Origin of the sequence: Accumulibacter sp., assembly GCF_032229525.1 — a bacterium.
Lineage (GTDB): Bacteria > Pseudomonadota > Gammaproteobacteria > Burkholderiales > Rhodocyclaceae > Accumulibacter.
Window position 1 is genome coordinate 1 of sequence record NZ_JAVTWB010000053.1, and the last position, 16,921, is coordinate 16,921.

The 16,921-nt window shown below is 63.6% G+C and carries 13 protein-coding genes; 5 read left to right on the forward strand and 8 right to left on the reverse strand.

Going from position 1 to position 16,921, the window contains the following annotated elements; all coding sequences use genetic code 11:
* Positions 1 to 276: 276 nt before the first annotated feature.
* The 6 genes from RUW20_RS03710 to RUW20_RS03735 form a co-directional block, all read right to left on the reverse strand.
* Positions 277 to 1,200: a cation diffusion facilitator family transporter gene (locus tag RUW20_RS03710; RefSeq protein WP_313950851.1), complete on the reverse strand. Its 924-nt coding sequence runs from the start codon at positions 1,198 to 1,200 to the stop codon at positions 277 to 279.
* A 479-nt stretch (positions 1,201 to 1,679) separates the two neighbouring features.
* Positions 1,680 to 2,693, reverse strand: a complete 1,014-nt coding sequence (locus RUW20_RS03715; protein WP_313950852.1) for an AI-2E family transporter — start codon at positions 2,691 to 2,693, stop codon at positions 1,680 to 1,682.
* Positions 2,686 to 4,011: a TIGR03862 family flavoprotein gene (locus RUW20_RS03720; protein ID WP_313950853.1), complete on the reverse strand. Its 1,326-nt coding sequence runs from the start codon at positions 4,009 to 4,011 to the stop codon at positions 2,686 to 2,688. The genes RUW20_RS03715 and RUW20_RS03720 overlap by 8 nt, the downstream gene beginning before the upstream one ends.
* A gap of 2 nt (positions 4,012 to 4,013) precedes the next feature.
* The gene (gene murI, locus RUW20_RS03725) at positions 4,014 to 4,799 is read right to left on the reverse strand and encodes a glutamate racemase (RefSeq protein ID WP_313950854.1); all 786 of its coding nucleotides are present in this window, start codon (positions 4,797 to 4,799) and stop codon (positions 4,014 to 4,016) included.
* A 153-nt stretch (positions 4,800 to 4,952) separates the two neighbouring features.
* Complete coding sequence (locus tag RUW20_RS03730) at positions 4,953 to 6,473, reverse strand: fumarate hydratase (protein ID WP_313950855.1); 1,521 nt, start codon at positions 6,471 to 6,473, stop codon at positions 4,953 to 4,955.
* A 58-nt stretch (positions 6,474 to 6,531) separates the two neighbouring features.
* Entirely contained in the window at positions 6,532 to 7,089 is a 558-nt protein-coding gene (locus RUW20_RS03735; RefSeq protein WP_313950856.1) for a TIGR00645 family protein, read from the reverse strand.
* 260 nt (positions 7,090 to 7,349) lie between these two features.
* Here RUW20_RS03735 and acs point away from each other — a divergent pair, with 260 nt between their 5' ends.
* The 5 genes from acs to RUW20_RS03760 all read left to right on the forward strand — a co-directional run bounded on the left by acs (position 7,350) and on the right by RUW20_RS03760 (position 14,518).
* Positions 7,350 to 9,314: an acetate--CoA ligase gene (acs, locus tag RUW20_RS03740; RefSeq protein WP_313950857.1), complete on the forward strand. Its 1,965-nt coding sequence runs from the start codon at positions 7,350 to 7,352 to the stop codon at positions 9,312 to 9,314.
* A gap of 183 nt (positions 9,315 to 9,497) precedes the next feature.
* Positions 9,498 to 11,408 carry a DUF294 nucleotidyltransferase-like domain-containing protein gene (locus RUW20_RS03745; protein ID WP_313950858.1) on the forward strand — a complete coding sequence of 637 codons (1,911 nt, stop codon included), beginning with the start codon at positions 9,498 to 9,500 and terminating at the stop codon, positions 11,406 to 11,408.
* A 2-nt stretch (positions 11,409 to 11,410) separates the two neighbouring features.
* Positions 11,411 to 12,121, forward strand: a complete 711-nt coding sequence (locus RUW20_RS03750) for a 3'-5' exonuclease (protein WP_313950859.1) — start codon at positions 11,411 to 11,413, stop codon at positions 12,119 to 12,121.
* Between the two features lie 14 nt (positions 12,122 to 12,135).
* Positions 12,136 to 14,178 carry a sodium:solute symporter family protein gene (locus RUW20_RS03755; protein ID WP_313950860.1) on the forward strand — a complete coding sequence of 681 codons (2,043 nt, stop codon included), beginning with the start codon at positions 12,136 to 12,138 and terminating at the stop codon, positions 14,176 to 14,178.
* Between the two features lie 70 nt (positions 14,179 to 14,248).
* A complete protein-coding gene (locus tag RUW20_RS03760; protein ID WP_313950862.1) occupies positions 14,249 to 14,518 on the forward strand; it encodes a DUF4212 domain-containing protein in 270 nt (89 codons plus the stop codon).
* 31 nt (positions 14,519 to 14,549) lie between these two features.
* Here the strand turns inward: RUW20_RS03760 and glmM are convergent, their stop codons facing one another.
* Together glmM and folP are read right to left on the reverse strand one after the other, a co-directional pair.
* Positions 14,550 to 15,917 carry a phosphoglucosamine mutase gene (gene glmM / locus RUW20_RS03765; RefSeq protein ID WP_313950863.1) on the reverse strand — a complete coding sequence of 456 codons (1,368 nt, stop codon included), beginning with the start codon at positions 15,915 to 15,917 and terminating at the stop codon, positions 14,550 to 14,552.
* A 119-nt stretch (positions 15,918 to 16,036) separates the two neighbouring features.
* The gene (gene folP / locus RUW20_RS03770; RefSeq protein WP_313950864.1) at positions 16,037 to 16,858 is read right to left on the reverse strand and encodes a dihydropteroate synthase; all 822 of its coding nucleotides are present in this window, start codon (positions 16,856 to 16,858) and stop codon (positions 16,037 to 16,039) included.
* Positions 16,859 to 16,921 lie beyond the last annotated feature (63 nt).

Sequence of the window (16,921 nt, forward strand, 5' to 3'; positions counted from 1 at the left end):
GCTATCGCGTAGCGTGTATTGAATTGATCGCGCCGCTCCTATGCGTATGACTTCGTCGCCAAGCTCGGTCAGCGCGCGGGAGATCGTTGGCTGACTGACACCCACACTTTCAATCAGTTGGCGCGCGGACAGTGGCCGACCGGATAGTCGCGTGCGGATGGTTTCAGCGTGCGGCGACATGGGTATGAATTGGTAAATAAATAGATAGTCGAATACAAAGGATAGCCGGATTCGAGATTCATACGGGAAAAATGTCGCCGCTCGCCGCTGCGCTGTTCAGAATCGCGGTCGGTCAAGCTCCTGGTCGTCCATTGACACGGGGTCCTCCAACGGCTCCAGGTGGGTCGTGACGTGCGCGCGCGGCAAGAACTGGTGAATCTCCATCTCGATGCGCTCGGCCCAGGTGTGACCTTCCTGCACCGTCCAGTGCCCCGGTACCAGCACGTGCAGGACGACGAAGGTACGGCTGCCTGACTGGCGGGTGCGCAGGGCATGGAAATCCAGCCCCTGTTGGCGATAGCCTGCCAACAACGCTTCGATCTGCTCAAGCTTCTCGGCTGGCAAGGAGACGTCCATCAGCCCGGCGGCCGAACGTCGCATCAGTTGCAGACCGGTCCACACGATGTTCGCCGCCACCAGCAGGGCGATCACCGGATCGAGCCACAGCCAGCCGGTCAGCCAGACCAGGCCGACGCCGGCAATGACCCCCGCCGAGGTCCACACGTCGGTCATCAGGTGATGCGCGTCAGCTTCCAGAGTGATCGAATTGTGTTCGCGGCCCACCGCCATCAGGGTTCGCGCGGTCGCAAAATTGATGATCGAGGCGACCACGGAGACCAGCAGGCCGAGCCCCACTGCTTCGAGCGGCTGCGGGCTGACCAGGCGGACAGCGGCCGTGTAGCCGATGCTGACTGCCGCCAGCAGGATCAGGAAGCCCTCGAAAGCACTGGAGAAGTATTCCGCCTTGCTGTAGCCGTAGGCGTGATCGTCGTCCGCAGGGCGCGCCGCGAGGGTCAACATCCAGAGCGCCATCAACGCTCCGGCGAGGTTCACGAATGACTCGATGGCGTCGGACAATAGCCCGACCGAACCGGTCAGCGACCAGGCCACGGCCTTCAACAGAATGGTGGCAATGGCCGCCGCAATCGATAGCCAGGCGTAGCGTAGCAGCGACGGGGGAAGGGGGGCGGTGCTTTCCATTACTCGGATACCTTCACGGGGATGTCGGCCAGATGGCCAGGGGTTGCGCAAGCGGTTGCCGGTCAGATTGTCCTGTCGGCCCGCGGGATGAGTGTGCGGCAGGGCGAAGGGTGCCAGGCTGAGGACGATCGGCGCCAGGACCCGACGCCTTCCACGGGCGAACATGGCGTGAAGTCAGCCTGCTGCTCCCTCGGCGAAACGTCCCGAACGATCACCCGGATGGCGGCGGTGCTGCCAATATGACCGGTCTGCAAAAGCACCTTGATTCCCCTTCCCTATCGCTTGCAAGCATTCTACCCACCAGCGGTGAACGGGGCCTGAACGAATCCCTCGCCAGGGCCTGCTGCTCAGCCAAAGCGCTCGATCGGGCGTCGCTGCAGCGAGAGCGGGACGACGCGCTGCCGGCCGACGATCTGCCGATCAGGACTAGCCGCGATGGCGGGGAGTCCACCACTACCGGGTAGGTTCGACCCGCCCTGTCAGATCAGCTCTCGACTGGCCAGTTCGTCCTTCAGCCAGGCATAGCAGATCGGCGCGGCGGCGAGGCCAGCCAGGCCGAAGATGCTCTCCATGACCAGCATCGCGGTCAGCAGTTCCCAGGCCTTGGCTCTGATCTCGGCGCCGACGATGCGCGCGTTGAGGAAGTACTCGAGCTTGTGGATGAGCACCAGAAAGGCCAGCGAGGACATCGCCACCCCCGGGGAATGGGCCAGGCTGACGACGAAGATCACCGAATTGGAGATCAGGTTGCCGACCACCGGCAGCAGGCCGGCGATGAAGGTGACCAGGATCATCGTCTTGGTCAGCGGCAGGTGCACGCCAAAGAGCGGTAGCACCACCGCCAGGTAGAGCGCGGTAAACACGGTGTTCAGCGCGGAGATGCGGACCTGCGCGAAGACCACCCTGCGGAAAGCCTCACCGAGGCGAAAGACCCTTTCGGCGAGCGCGCGCGCCAGCGGACCCATGCTTTCGGGGTCTGCAGCCTCGCGCAGCGAAGCCATGGCGCCGATGATCATGCCGATCAGGAGGTGAACCAGCAGATGGGTGCTTTCCTTGCCGATTACCTGCAGGTCGCTCGAATGTTCGCGCAGCCAGTGCCCGGCGCGCTCGCGGATGGCCTCGCTGCCACTTGGCAGGATCTCGGCCAGCCAGGTGGGCATGGCGGCGCGCGAGCCCTCGATGATCTCGGCCATTTTCGCCAGCAGAGCGGCCAGACTGCCGTGCTCGCTGCTCATGAAGGCGATGATGCCGAATACCGCCGCGGTCACCGCGCCGCAGACCAGTAGGGCCAGCAGGCCGACGGCGATTTCTCTGGCACGGCTGCTCGACAGGTGCTGGGCAAAGAACGGCGCCAGGACATGGACCAGCTGATAGACCAGCAGCCCGGCAATCAGGGCCGGCAACAAACGCACCTGGATGATCGTCAGCATTGCCAGCAGCGCCAGGATCCAGGCTGCCCACTCATGGATGCTGGCTCGTTGCGGGCTACTCATGGTGACCCTCCGCCGCGGCTGCTGGGGCCGGGGCGGCCGCCTCGGGCGCGGCGTGCGTCGCCTTTTTGAGCCAGGCGAGCGCGCCACGGCCGGCGGCGTGGCCGCTGGCCAGGCAGGCGGTGAGCAGATAGCCGCCGGTCGGTGCTTCCCAGTCGAGCATTTCGCCGGTGCAGAAGACGCCGGGATGATCCCTGAGCATCATTTGCTCGTCGAGCGACTCGAAGCAGACCCCGCCAGCGCTGCTGATCGCCTCGTCCAGCGGGCGAGTGGCGAGCAGGTGTAGCGGCAGGGCCTTGATCGCCGCAGCGAGGCGCTCGGGGTCGGCGAAGTGATCAGCCGCCAGGCATTCGCGCAGCAGCACCATCTTGGCGCCTTTCAGTTGCAGGCGGCTCTGCAGGTGGCTGGACAGCGAGCGTGCGCCGCGCGGTCGCGCCACTTCGGCGAGCACGCGTGCCGCTGTGTGCTCGGGCAGCAGGTCGACCAGCAGCGTCGCCGAGCCATGCGCATCGATGGTGTCGCGCAAGGCGGCGGAGAGGGCATAGACCAGGCCACCCTCGACGCCGTTGGCGGTGAGCATGAACTCGCCCCGTCGACGATGAACGACACCGTCCGGGCTGATACAGGACGCGCTGACGGCCTTGATCGGCTGGCCGGCAAAGCGCTCGCGAAGATGTTGGCTCCAGGCCGCATCGAAGCCGCAGTTGGCCGGCCGCAGCGGCGCCAGCGCGACGCCCGCTCCTTCGAGGAGTGCGAACCAGCGTCCGTCCGAACCGAGCCGGGCCCAGCTGCCGCCACCCAGCGCCAGCACGACCGCCTGCACCGGATGCTGCTGCTCGCCCTGTGGCGTGGCAAACGACAGCTTGAGACTGCCGTCGCTGCTCTGTGTCCAGCCGCACCAGCGGTGGCGCATATGGAAGCGCACGCCAGCGGCCCGTAGTCGGTGCAGCCAGGCTCGCAGCAGCGGCGCGGCTTTCATGTCGCTCGGGAAGACGCGACCGGAGCTGCCAACGAAGGTGTCCACGCCGAGGCCATGCACCCACTCGCGTAAGGCGGAAGGACCGAAAGCGTCGAGTAGCGGCGTGATTTCCGCCTGTCGCGCAGCGTAACGCTTGCCGAATTCTTCGCCAGGTTCGGCGTGTGTGATGTTCAGGCCACCCTTGCCGGCCATCAGCAGCTTGCGCCCGACCGAGGGCATGGCGTCGTAGACGTCGACGCTGATGCCGCCGCGGCTGAGCACTTCGGCCGCCATCAGGCCGGCTGGCCCGCCGCCGATGACCGCCACCGCCGGCGGCGGCGAGGTGCCAGTTGGGCTATCCATGTTCAGGCGAGCGCCAGGCGCGCGGGGTCGCTCAGACGGCTGCCGAGCCAGCTCAGGCCGAGTGCGGGGAGCGCCGCTTGCAGTCGTTCCGGGTCGGCGGTGGCGAGCAGTTCGAGTCGACCGCGTCCGTTGGCCAACGGGCCCGCCAGGCGCACGCATTGACGGGCAACCGCCTCGGCGACATCGACCAGGGTCGCGCGATTGGCGACGATCGGTTCGAGAACCGGGCGCAGGAAGGCGTAGTGCGTACAGCCGAGGACGATCTGGTCGGCGCCGGCGGCGAGCAGCGGGGCGAGGTGCAGGCGCGCTTCCTCGGCGAAGTCGGGGTCGTCGAGGTGCAGGGTTTCGACGCGGGTGGCCCAGCCGTGACAGGGTTCGACGTCGACCTGGACGGCGCCGGCGTGCAGTTGGATCAGCGTTGCCAGGCGCTGGCTGCGTGCCGTCGATGCCGTCGCCAGGACCGCGATGCGGCCGCTGCGCGAGGCGGCGGCAGCCGGCTTGACGCCGGGTTCGACGCCGACCACCGGCAGCTCGGGAACCAGTTCGCGAAAGGCGGCGACGGCCGCCGCGGTGGCGGTGTTGCAGGCGACGACGACGACGCCACAGCCGCGCTCGATGAGATGACTGCCGATGGCCAACACCCGACGGCGAATGAAGGCATCGTCCTTGTCGCCGTAGGGCAGGTGCGCGGTGTCGGCGAAGTACACCAGGTCGGCCTGCGGCAACGCGCGGGCGATGGCGGCGAGGACCGACAGGCCGCCGAGGCCGCTATCGAAAACGCCGATCATCGGCCCTGGCGGTCGATGCGGAGCGCTGTAACAGGCGCGTTCGAGTCGACGGCCAGCGGGCGAGGGCGGCCTATCGACCGCCATACGCCGAGCCGCGGGTAGCCCGGCGCCGGTGGGCGTCCGGTCACCCGGTTGCCTTTCACGTCAGGATGCTCAGGCGACGGCGACCGGGATCTTGCCGATTTTGGCCTGCCACTCCTTCGGCCCGGTGTTGTGCACGGAGGTGCCGGTGGAATCGACGGCCACGGTGACCGGCATGTCCTTGACCTCGAATTCGTAGATCGCCTCCATGCCGAGATCGGCAAAGCCGGCGACTCTGGCGGTCCTGATCCCTTTGGCGACCAGGTAGGCGGCACCGCCGACGGCCATCAGATACGCCGATTTGTGCTTCTTGATCGCTTCGATGGCGGCCGGGCCGCGCTCGGCCTTGCCGACCATCGAGATCAGGCCGGTCTCGGCGAGCATCATCTCGGTGAACTTGTCCATCCGTGTGGCGGTCGTCGGACCCGCCGGGCCGACCACTTCGTCGCGCACCGGGTCGACCGGACCAACGTAGTAGATCACCCGGTTGGTGAAGTCGACCGGCAATTTCTCGCCCTTGGCGAGCATGTCCTGGATGCGCTTGTGCGCCGCATCGCGGCCGGTCAGCATCTTGCCGTTGAGTAGCAGCGTCTGTCCCGGTTTCCAGGAGGCAACCTCGGCCGGCGTCAGGGTGTCGAGATTGACCCGCGTCGAGGTTTCGGTGTTCGGCGTCCAGTTGACCTTGGGCCACTGGTCGAGGTCGGGCGGGGTCAGCGTTGCCGGCCCGGAACCATCGAGATGGAAGTGCGCGTGGCGAGTCGCCGCACAGTTCGGGATCATCGCCACCGGCAGGCTGGCGGCATGCGTCGGGTAGTCGAGGATCTTGACGTCGAGAACGGTGGTCAGGCCGCCCAGGCCTTGCGCACCGATGCCCAGCGCGTTGACCTTTTCGTACAGCTCGAGGCGCAGTTCCTCGACGCGGTTACTGGCGCCGCGGGCGATCAGCTCGTGGATGTCGACCGGCGCCATCAGCGATTCCTTGGCCAGCAGCATCGCCTTCTCGGGCGTGCCGCCGATGCCGATGCCGAGAATCCCCGGCGGGCACCAGCCAGCGCCCATCGTCGGCACCGTCTTGAGCACCCAGTCGACGATTGAGTCGGAGGGGTTGAGGGCGTAGAACTTGGACTTGTTTTCCGAACCACCGCCCTTGGCGGCACAGATCACTTCCAGGTGGTGGCCGGGAACGATCTCGTAATGCACCACCGCCGGCGTGTTGTCGCGCGAGTTCTTGCGCGCGCCGGCCGGATCCAGCAGCACCGAGGCGCGCAGCTTGTTGTCCGGGTTGTTGTAGGCCCGGCGCACCCCCTCGTCACACATTTCCTGGACCGACAGCGTCGCGTCCCATTTCAGGTCCATGCCGACCTTGAGGAAGATCACCGCGATACCGGTGTCCTGGCAGATCGGGCGATGGCCTTCGGCGCACATGCGGCTGTTGGTGAGGATCTGGGCGATTGCATCCTTGGCAGCCGGGCTCTGCTCGCGCTCGTAGGCGGCGCCGAGCGCCTTGATGTAGTCGAGCGGGTGATAGTAGCTGATGTACTGAAACGCGTCGGCGACGCTCTGGATGAAATCTTCCTGCTTGATAGTGGTCATTTCAGGGTCTCTCCGGTTGGGGCGGCGATTGATTGCGCGAGCCGCCGCGGGTGTTTGGTCAGTGCCGCGCGCCGTGCTGGGCTTTGCTCATGGCCAGTGTCTGGGTCATCACCCGGTCGACCCAGACCATTGCCAGGGCCGAAAGCAAAAACACCACATGGATGATTACCTGCCACTTCATGGTGTGCTCGTCCATGTTCGGGGCGTTGATGAAGGTCTTCAGCAGATGAATCGAGGAGATGCCGATGATCGCCGTCGACAGCTTGATCTTGAGTACCCCGGCATTGACGTGCGACAGCCATTCCGGCTGGTCGGGGTGTCCCTCGAGATTGAGCCGCGAGACGAAGGTCTCATAGCCGCCGATGATCACCATGATCAGCAGGTTGGCGATCATCACCACGTCGATCAGGCCGAGAACGATCAGCATGACCTCGGTTTCGTTGATGCGCGTGACGCTGAAGAACAGGTTCTGAATGAGGTGCGACAGCTCGAGCATGAACAGGTAGACATAGACGCCCTGGGCGATGATCAGCCCCAGGTAAAGTGGCGCCTGCAGCCATCGGCTCCAGAAGATGAATATCTCGAGTTTGTCTACGGTCGGGTTCGGATTGGTCATTTCCATTCAGCTGGGAACGTTTGGGAGGGCCGATTTTAGCACCAAAGGGCAGCCACTTTTGGTGGCGCCGGGGGCGCGTGGCGTAAGTGGTGTGTAAGATTGGCAGCGTTTAATCTGGACGGTCGGCGTGATACCGGGCGCTGCTGCAAAGCGTATGATCGGTGCTCCGCGACGCGGAGGTCACGGACGCCGGGTTCACGATGCGCCTCGCCGCATCGACTTCTTGAATCCCCTAACAAATACTGCACAGGAGATGGCACATGTCACAGAGTGAAGCCGTAACGTTTTTTGAGCCTTCCGCCGAGTTTGTCAAAAAAGCGACAATTTCCGGCATGGACGCGTACAAGGCGCTGTGTGCCGAGGCTGAAAAGGATTACACGGGTTTCTGGGGTCGTCTGGCCCGCGAACATGTCTCCTGGAAGACGCCGTTTACGCAGGTGCTCGACGAGTCCAACGCCCCGTTCTTCAAGTGGTTTGCCGACGGCACCCTCAACGTTTCGTACAACTGTCTGGACCGCAACGTCGAAGCTGGTCTCGGCGACAAGGTGGCGATCGTTTTCGAAGCTGACGACGGCGAGGTCCAGCGGATCACCTACAAGGACTTGTTGAGCCGGGTCTGTCATTTCGCCAACGCCCTGCGGGCGCGTGGCATCAAGAAGGGCGATCGGGTGGTCATCTACATGTCGATGGGTGTCGAAGGCATCATCGCCATGCAGGCCTGCGCGCGCATCGGCGCCATTCACTCGGTCGTCTTTGGTGGCTTCTCGGCGCAGTCGGTGCGTGACCGGATCAACGACGCGGGTGCGGTGGCGGTGATCACTGCCGACGAGCAGTGTCGCGGTGGCAAGAAGATCCCGCTCAAGCCGGCCGTCGACGAGGGTATTGCCCTGGGTGGCTGCGAGTCGATCAAGAACGTCATCGTCTACCAGCGCACCGGGGGTACGTGCAACATGGTCGCCGGGCGTGACATCTGGTGGCACGACGCCATCGCCGGCCAGTCCGACGTTTGTGAGCCGGAGTGGGTCGACGCCGAGCATCCGCTGTTCATCCTGTACACCTCGGGATCGACCGGCAAGCCGAAGGGCGTTCAGCATTCAACAGGCGGTTACCTGCTGCATGCCATCCTGACCATGAAGTGGACCTTCGACATCAAGCCCGAGGATCTCTTCTGGTGTACCGCGGACATTGGCTGGGTAACCGGCCATACCTATATCACCTACGGACCGCTGGCCTGTGGCTCGACCGAGATGGTCTTCGAGGGCATCCCGACCTATCCGGATGCGGGCCGTTTCTGGAAGATGATCCAGGACCACAAGGTCAATATCTTCTATACCGCGCCGACGGCAATCCGCTCACTGGTCAAGGCCGCCGACGTCAACCCCGCCGTTGCGCCAACCCAGTACGATCTGTCATCGCTGCGCCTGCTGGGTACGGTTGGCGAGCCGATCAATCCGGCCGCCTGGCAGTGGTACTACGACAGTGTGGGTGGTGGTCGCTGCCCGATCGTGGACACCTTCTGGCAGACCGAGACCGGCGGCCACATGATCACCCCGCTGCCAGGCGTGACGCCGATGGTGCCGGGTTCATGCACCTTGCCATTCCCGGGTATTCAGGCGGCGGTGGTGGACGAAACCGGTACCGAACTGGACTGGGGCAAGGGTGGTCTGTTGGTGGTCAAGAAACCCTGGCCGGCGATGATCCGCAACATCTGGGGCGATCCCGAGCGTTTCAAGAAATCGTATTACCCGGCTGATTTCAACGGCAAGCTGTACCTGGCTGGCGACGGCTCGATACGCGATGTCAATACCGGTTACTTCACGATTACCGGGCGCATCGACGATGTGCTGAACGTTTCCGGTCACCGCATGGGGACGATGGAAATCGAATCCGCTCTGGTCTCGCACCCGATGGTCGCCGAAGCGGCAGTGGTCGGTCGCCCGGATGATCTGACCGGCGAAGCGATCTGCGCCTTCGTCGTGCTCAAGGGTCCGCGGCCAACCGGCGATGCGGCGAAGAAGATGATCAAGGAGCTGCAGGATCACGTCGGCCGCGAGATTGGTCCGATTGCCAAGCCGAAGGATCTGCGCTTTGGCGAGAATCTGCCCAAGACACGTTCCGGCAAGATCATGCGCCGCCTGCTGCGCTCGTTGGCCAAGGGTGAGACGGTCGCACAGGATATCTCGACGCTCGAGAATCCGGCGATCCTCGAGCAGCTGAAGGGCTGATCGACAGCCGCAAGCAGTCCGGCGTTTCGCTGAAAAGCCGGGCTGCGTGGCCGGGGCGACCACTGCAAGGTGATGGTCGTGCCTGCCGAACCGTAGCTCATGGCGAGCGATCCGGACCCGACTTTCAGGCCGGCGCGCCATGTGCCGGCCTGTTCATTTGTATCGACGGGGGAGCAGGGGGCCATGGGCAACAGTGCGACTGAACTGCTGGTCTCGGCATGTATCGAGTGGCTCCGCGCCTATCCGCCGTTCGACCGAATGGAGGCGGAATCGCTGCGCTTTCTCGCCGAGCGGATCAAGCTTGGCCATTACCCGAAAGGCGCGCGGATTCTGGCGAGCGAGATGGGCGTCGCGCGTACTCTCTATATCGTGCAAAGCGGCAGGGTGCAGGTCGAGCGAAGCGCACTTGCCAGCAGCGCGGTGTCGTCGTCGATCACCCTGGGCCCCGGTCAGTGCTTCTCGATCGGCGCGTTGATGGCACAGCGTGAAACGATCGGTGCCTATATTGTTCGTGAGGATGTCTTTTGCTACGAACTTTCAGCGGAAGATTTCTTCAGCCTGACCCAGAAGAGCACGGCTTTCAATCTCTTCTGCACGCAATACATCGCCGGTCTGCTCAGACAGTCGCAGCAGCAGCTGCAGCTGCAGTTCGCCCAGCGCGCAGCCGAACAAAAGACCATGAACTCGTCGCTGGCGACGATTGTCTCGCGCGAACCGGTCTCGGTAGGGCTGGAAACGTCGGTCCGCCAGGTGGTCGAGTTGATGGCCAGCCAGCACCTTGGTTCGATGGTCGTCGTCGATAGCGAGCAGCACCCGGTCGGCATCTTCACCCTCTCGGACGTCCTGAAGCGCATCGTTCTGCCGGGCCTGTCGCTGGACCAGCCAATCGAATCGGTGATGTCGCCAACGCCACAGACCTTGCCGCTGGCAGCCAACGCCCACGATGCGGCATTGGCCATGGCCATGCACCGCATCCGGCACGTGTTGGCGGTGGACGAGGGCGGACGGCTGAAAGGCGTGGTTTCGGAACGCGACCTGTTCAAGTTGCAGGGGGCTGGCCTGCGACAGATTCGTCACGCCATCGATTCGGCCGCCAGCATCGAGGTGCTCCGGCACGCCCGCGAAGACGTCCGCCAGTTGGCGCTGACGATGCTGACCGAAGGCGGTGGGGCGCACGAGATCACCCGCTTCATTTCGACCTTGAACGACGCTGTGACGCGCCGGATCATCGAGCTCAATCTGGATCGCCATGACTTCTACGGCATCGACTGGGCATGGCTGTCCTTCGGTTCGGAGGGGCGCGACGAACAGACCTTCACCACCGACCAGGACAACGGAATCGTCTTCATCTGCACCGATATCATGGATCGCGAGCAGACACAGTTGCGCTTTCTCGAGTTCGCCAGAGACGTTAACCGTGATCTCGACCAATGTGGCTTCCCTCTGTGCAAGGGGAACATCATGGCCAGCAACCCGGATCTGTGCCTGACCCTCGAGGAGTGGGAGGAGAAGTTTGCGCACTGGATTCGTACGCCGGAACCGCTGGCTTTGCTGAACGCGACGATCTTCTTTGACTTCCGGCCACTCTACGGGCGCTTCCATCTGGCGCACCGGATGCGCTTGCTACTGCTGCGACAGGCGCAGGGCAACCCGCTATTCCTGCACATGCTGGCGGAGAACGCGGTTGGCGTTGCGCCGCCGCTCGGCAGGATACGTGACTTCGTGACCGGCGCCGATCCCGAGCATCCCGGAACCATCGACCTGAAGAAATACGGGGTTCGCCTGTTTACCGATGTGGCACGCCTTTTTGCCCTGGCGCACCAGGTGGAGGCGACCAACACTGTCGCCCGTCTCAAGCGCGCCAGTGTCCTGATGAACATCTCTCCGGATGAGGTGGCGGCAATCGTCGAGGGATTCAATTTCATTCAGATCCTGCGCTTGCGGCACCAGCATTTCGAGCAGGAACACGGGCGCGAAGGCGACAATCTGATCAGGCCGGACGAATTGAACGAAATTGAACGGCGGATTCTCAAGGAGTCGTTCCGTCAGGCACGCAAGTTGCAAGCACGCCTGAAACTCGACTACCAGGTCTGATCATGGTCTGGCTTTCACGACTACTTGGCGGCCCCGAAAGTTCGCGTGAGGGCCTGACTGTCAGGCAGAAGGCGTTGCTTGCCGCGTGGCGCAGCTTGCCGGTCCCGGACATGGGTCGTTCGCACTATCGTAGCCGCTACGTGGTGGTCGACGTGGAAACCGTCGGTTCCGATTGGCAGAGCGACCCCCTGGGCTCGATCGGTGCCTTGGCCCTGGTCGACGGCTTGATCGATTTCCAGCAGGCTCTTCAGGTCGTCGTCACCGACGCCCATACGGCTTACCCGACGCACGCGGCTGGGCAGGCGCTCGCGCAGCACGCGAGCAGCGAGCAGCGGGCCGACGCACTGCTGGCATTCCTGGCTTTTGTCGGCAAGGCGCCGCTGGTGGCGTATCACGCTTCCTTCGCCACCCGACGAATCGAACGCGCGATCGCCGAGTCGCTGGGAATCGAGCTGCGCCTGCCGTGGATCGATCTGGCGTGGGTCATGGGCAGTCTCTTTCGTGAGATGGGCGATGCGCAGGCGCGCATGGATAGCTGGCTCACCCATTTCGGTGTCGACAGTATCGAGCGTCACAACGCCGTTTCAGATGCCTACGCCACGGCCATGCTGCTGCAGATCACCATTGCCCGTGCGGCGCGCACGGGCTTCGAGACGCCGACGAGCCTGCTGGGGCTGGAAAAAGCACATCGCCACCTGTATCAGAGCGCCTAGGTGGGCGAACCGCGATGGCCGACTACACTACCGTTCCGCTACGTCGCTACTACGCTATCTATACGGCGGGCTTTTTCATTTTCATTGTGGTGCTGGCGGCGCTCGAGCGCTTTGGCCTGCCGCCGCGCTGGATCGGCTATTCCTTCCTCTTCCTGACCATCTTCCTGTACGCGACGATCGGCGTGCTGGCGAGAACGGCGAGCGTTTCGGAATACTACGTTGCCGGCCGGCGCGTGCCGGCGATCTTCAACGGCATGGCCACCGGCGCCGACTGGATGAGCGCGGCATCCTTCATGGGTCTGGCCGGGACGCTCTATCTCTCGGGTTACCAGGGGCTGGCGTATGTCATGGGTTGGACCGGCGGCTACGTGCTCGTCGCCCTGTTGCTGGCGCCGTATCTACGCCGGTTTGGGCAATACACCATCCCCGATTTTCTCGCTGCGCGCTATGGCGGCAACGCGGCGCGCCTGGTCGGTGTCTTCGCTACCGTGCTGGCATCCTTCGTTTATGTTGTGGCGCAGATCTACGGGGTCGGGCTGATCACCAGCCGTTTTGTTGGCCTGCAGTTCGAGATTGGCGTGTTCGTGGGTCTGGCGGGGATCCTGGTGTGCTCATTTCTTGGCGGCATGCGCGCGGTGACCTGGACGCAGGTAGCTCAGTACGCAATCCTGATCGTTGCCTATCTGGTGCCGGTGACCATTCTCTCGTATCAGGTCACCGGTATTCCCGTGCCGCAACTGACCTATGGTCAGGTGCTGCAGAAAGTGCAGGTTCTCGAGGAGAAGATCTTCAAAGACCCCGCCGAAGTCGACGCGCGCCGGGTCTTTCGCGAACGTGCTGAGGGCTACCACGAGCGAATCCTCACCTTGCCACAATCGCTCGACGACGAGAGGCTTCGTCTGACAGAGCAAATCAAGGATCTGAAGAGCGACAACGCGCAGATGCGCGAGGTCGTTGCCGTGGAGCGCGAACGGCGGGAGTTGCCGAATACCAGCGAAGGTGCCCGCAGCTACTGGGCCAGCCTGATGCAACAGGCGGCACAGCGCGGTGCGGACCCCGAACACCACATGACGCCGTTCCCCGGAGAGGGTGAGGCGGTCAGCGACACGGCGCGGCTGAATTTCCTCAGTCTGGTGTTCTGTCTGATGGTGGGTACGGCGGCCTTGCCGCATGTGCTGATGCGCTACTACACCACGCCAAGCGTGCGCGAGGCACGCACTTCGGTGTTCTGGTCACTGCTCTTTATCCTGGCGCTGTACCTGACGGCGCCGGCTTATGCCGTGTTCGTCAAGTACGAGATCTACTCCACTCTGATCGGCTCATCGATAGCACAGCTGCCGGTCTGGGTAAGCGCCTGGGGAAAGGTGGGCCTGGTGTCGATCGAGGATGTCAATGGCGACGGCCTCCTGCAACTGGTCGAACTGGCGCTCAATCCCGACGTGATTCTCCTGGCGACGCCGGAAATCGCCGGTTTGCCCTATGTCATTTCCGGCCTGGTCGCTGCGGGTGCGCTCGCCGCCGCGCTGTCTACCGCTGACGGCTTGCTGCTGACCATTGCCAGTGCCTTGTCACACGATGTCTATTACAAGATCTTCCGCCCCAACGCGACCACACAATGGCGGCTGGTCGTTTCCAAGTCCCTGTTGCTGGTGGTCGCGGTGCTGGCGGCCACCGTTGCCTCGCAGAAGCCGGCGACCATTCTGTCGATGGTCGCCTGGGCGTTTTCGCTGGCCGGCGCCGCTTTCTTCCCGGCGCTGATTCTGGGCATCTTCTGGAAGCGAGCCAATCCGGCAGGTGCGGTGAGCGGCATGGTGATCGGCCTGCTGGCGACCGTCTACTACATGGTCCGCGTCCAGGTCGACACCATCCCCTGGCTGGGCATTCACGGAATCGGCATGGAGCCGTGGTTCGGAATTCAGTCGACTTCAGCTGGCGTGTGGGGCGTTGCTGCCGGGTTCGTGACGATCATCGTGGTCAGCCTGTTTGGCCAGCCGCCGAGCGCGGCGACGCAGGATTTTGTCGAAAGTGTCCGTTATCCCGAGTTGGAAAGCTCGTGAGCGCACCGCCGACTCTTGGCGGAGCTGGCGGCTGGGCGCGGGCTCGCCGGTCAGCCCTTGGAGAGTGCTGATGCGCACCGGGCGAAAGCATCGCGATTACTGGCAGCGCAACCTAAAGATGACCGCACTGCTGCTGGTGGTGTGGTTCGTGGTCACCTTTGTCGTCAGTTTCTTCGCCCGAGATCTGGCCGAGATCACGATCATGGGTTTCCCGCTGGGTTTCTACATGGGTGCCCAGGGCGCGCCACTGATCTATCTGGCGATCATCTGGTGGTACGCGCGGTACATGAACAAGCTTGATCGTGAGTACGGTGTGAACGAGTGGGTGGGGGACGAATGATGCTTACGCCTCAGTGCCCCTCTCGGAGGCTTCACGAAGAGACGGCTTGACGCACGGCAGCAGCCAGCTTCTCGGCTGCCTGGTTGACCACCAGCGCATCCTCGCCCTCGATCATCACGCGCAGCAGTGGTTCAGTCCCCGACGCACGCAGAAGTACACGACCGCGGCCATTGAGATCTCGCTCGACTTCGCCCTGCACTGATTTGATCAAGGCGTTGTCTCGCCATGGGAAGCCCTTGCTCAGGGCCACGTTGATCAGCTTTTGCGGGTAGAGCGTCAGACTGCCCAGCAACTGGCGCAGATCGCCACCTTCTTCCCGCATTGCGGAAAGTACCTGCAGGGCCGAGACAATGCCATCCCCGGTAGAGTGCCGATCGAGGCAGAGGATGTGGCCGGAGTTTTCGCCGCCATAGAGCCAGCCCTTCTGCCCCAACATTTCCATCACGTAGCGGTCGCCGACGGCTGCTCGAACGAACGGTATCTTGAGGGCGGCGAAGGCGTGTTCGAGGGCGAGATTGCTCATCAGGGTGCCCACGACGCCAGCCACGGCACCACGCCGCTGGCGGCTGCGAACGACGGCAAAAAGCAGTTGATCTCCATCGTAAAGGTTGCCTTCCGCGTCGACCATCAGCACCCGGTCAGCGTCGCCGTCGAGGGCGATGCCAATGTCTGCACCCTGAGCCAGGACTGCCTGACGCAAAGCCTCCGGCGCTGTGGCGCCAACCTCATGGTTGATGTTGAGGCCGTTGGGCTCGGTGCCGATGCTGCTCACCTCGGCGCCGAGTTCGTGAAACACATGCGGGGCGATATGGTAGGCGGCACCGTTCGCGCAATCGACGACGATTTTCAGTCCCCGCAAATCAAGCTCGAAGGGGAAGGTGCTCTTGCAGAACTCGATGTAACGGCCATCCGCATCGTCTATCCGCCGCGCGCGACCGAGAGCGGCCGATGGCACGCAAACCAGCGGTTCGTCGAGCGCCGCTTCGATCTCTGATTCCAGCTCATCGGGCAGCTTGGTGCCGCGCGCCGAAAAGAACTTGATGCCGTTATCGTAGTAGGGATTGTGCGACGCCGAAATCACGATGCCCGTCTGCAGGCGCAAGGCGCGGGTCAGATAGGCGATGGCCGGCGTCGGCATCGGCCCGACCAGACAGACGTCCACGCCGGCAGCCGCAAACCCCGCTTCGAGCGCTGCTTCCAGCATGTAGCCGGAGACGCGGGTATCCTTGCCGATCAGTACGGCCGGGCGCTCGCCAGCCTTGAAGTGCCTGCGTTCGGTATCATGCGCAGCGAGTACCCGCCCTGTCGCATAACCCAAACGCATAGCAAAGTCGGGTGTGATGGGACTCTCGCCCACACGCCCACGCACACCGTCGGTGCCAAAATACTTTCTGCCCACGATTTTTCTCCCCTTGGTCGCACAACCGTCGACCGTTGTTCTCTATCAAGACTTCGCCATTTTACGCAAGCGCCGACGAGGGCGCTGCCAACTGCGGCACGGATGTCAAGCTTTGCCCGTCACGAGGCGTCAATGCTGCGCCAGATGGCGAGAGCATCGCGGGTCTCGGCAACGTCGTGAACGCGCAGAACGCGCGCGCCGCGTTGAGCAGCGAGCAAGGCTGCGGTGATGCTGGCGGCCAGTCGTTTTTCTACCGCTCGCGCGGTAATCGCGCCAAGCATCGACTTGCGCGAGATGCCGGCCAGCATCGGCAGGTCGTCAAAGGCCAACTCGGCGAAGCGGCGCAAGAGTTCCAGATTGTGTTCCAGCGTCTTGCCGAAGCCAAACCCCGGATCGAGTAGCAGGCGATTGCTCGCTATCCCTGCCTCCCTGGCCAGAGCCACGCGGGTGCGGAGGAAGGCCTGTACTTCGGCGGTGACGTCGCCATAAGCCGGTTGCTCCTGCATGGTCAGTGGTGCGCCTCGCATGTGCATCAGGCACACCGCACAGTCGCTGTCAGCCACCGCCGCCATCGCGCCTGGCATTTGCAGTGCGTAGATGTCATTGATCATCGAGGCGCCCTGGGCGAGGGCCGCACGCATGACGCCGGGCTTGTAGGTGTCGACCGAAATCGGCACCCCGCAGTCGCCGAGTGCCGCGAGCACGGGCATCAGGCGTCGCAGCTCTTCGCTTTCTGTTGTCGGAACAGCGCCCGGGCGCGACGACTCGGCGCCAAGGTCAATCAGATCTGCACCGGCCTCGATCTGCCGGCGCGCGTGCGCGATTGCCCTCTCGGTGTCGGTTGCCAAGCCGTCACCGGAAAAGGAGTCCGGTGTCAGGTTGACGATGCCCATCACCAGCGGGCGGGTCAGTGCAAGTTCAAACTTTCCGCAGCGAAGCATCAGGCCAGCCTCGAGGTGGCTGGACGAACGCGCAAGCGGGGGTGGTCAGCCGAGGTGTGGTTA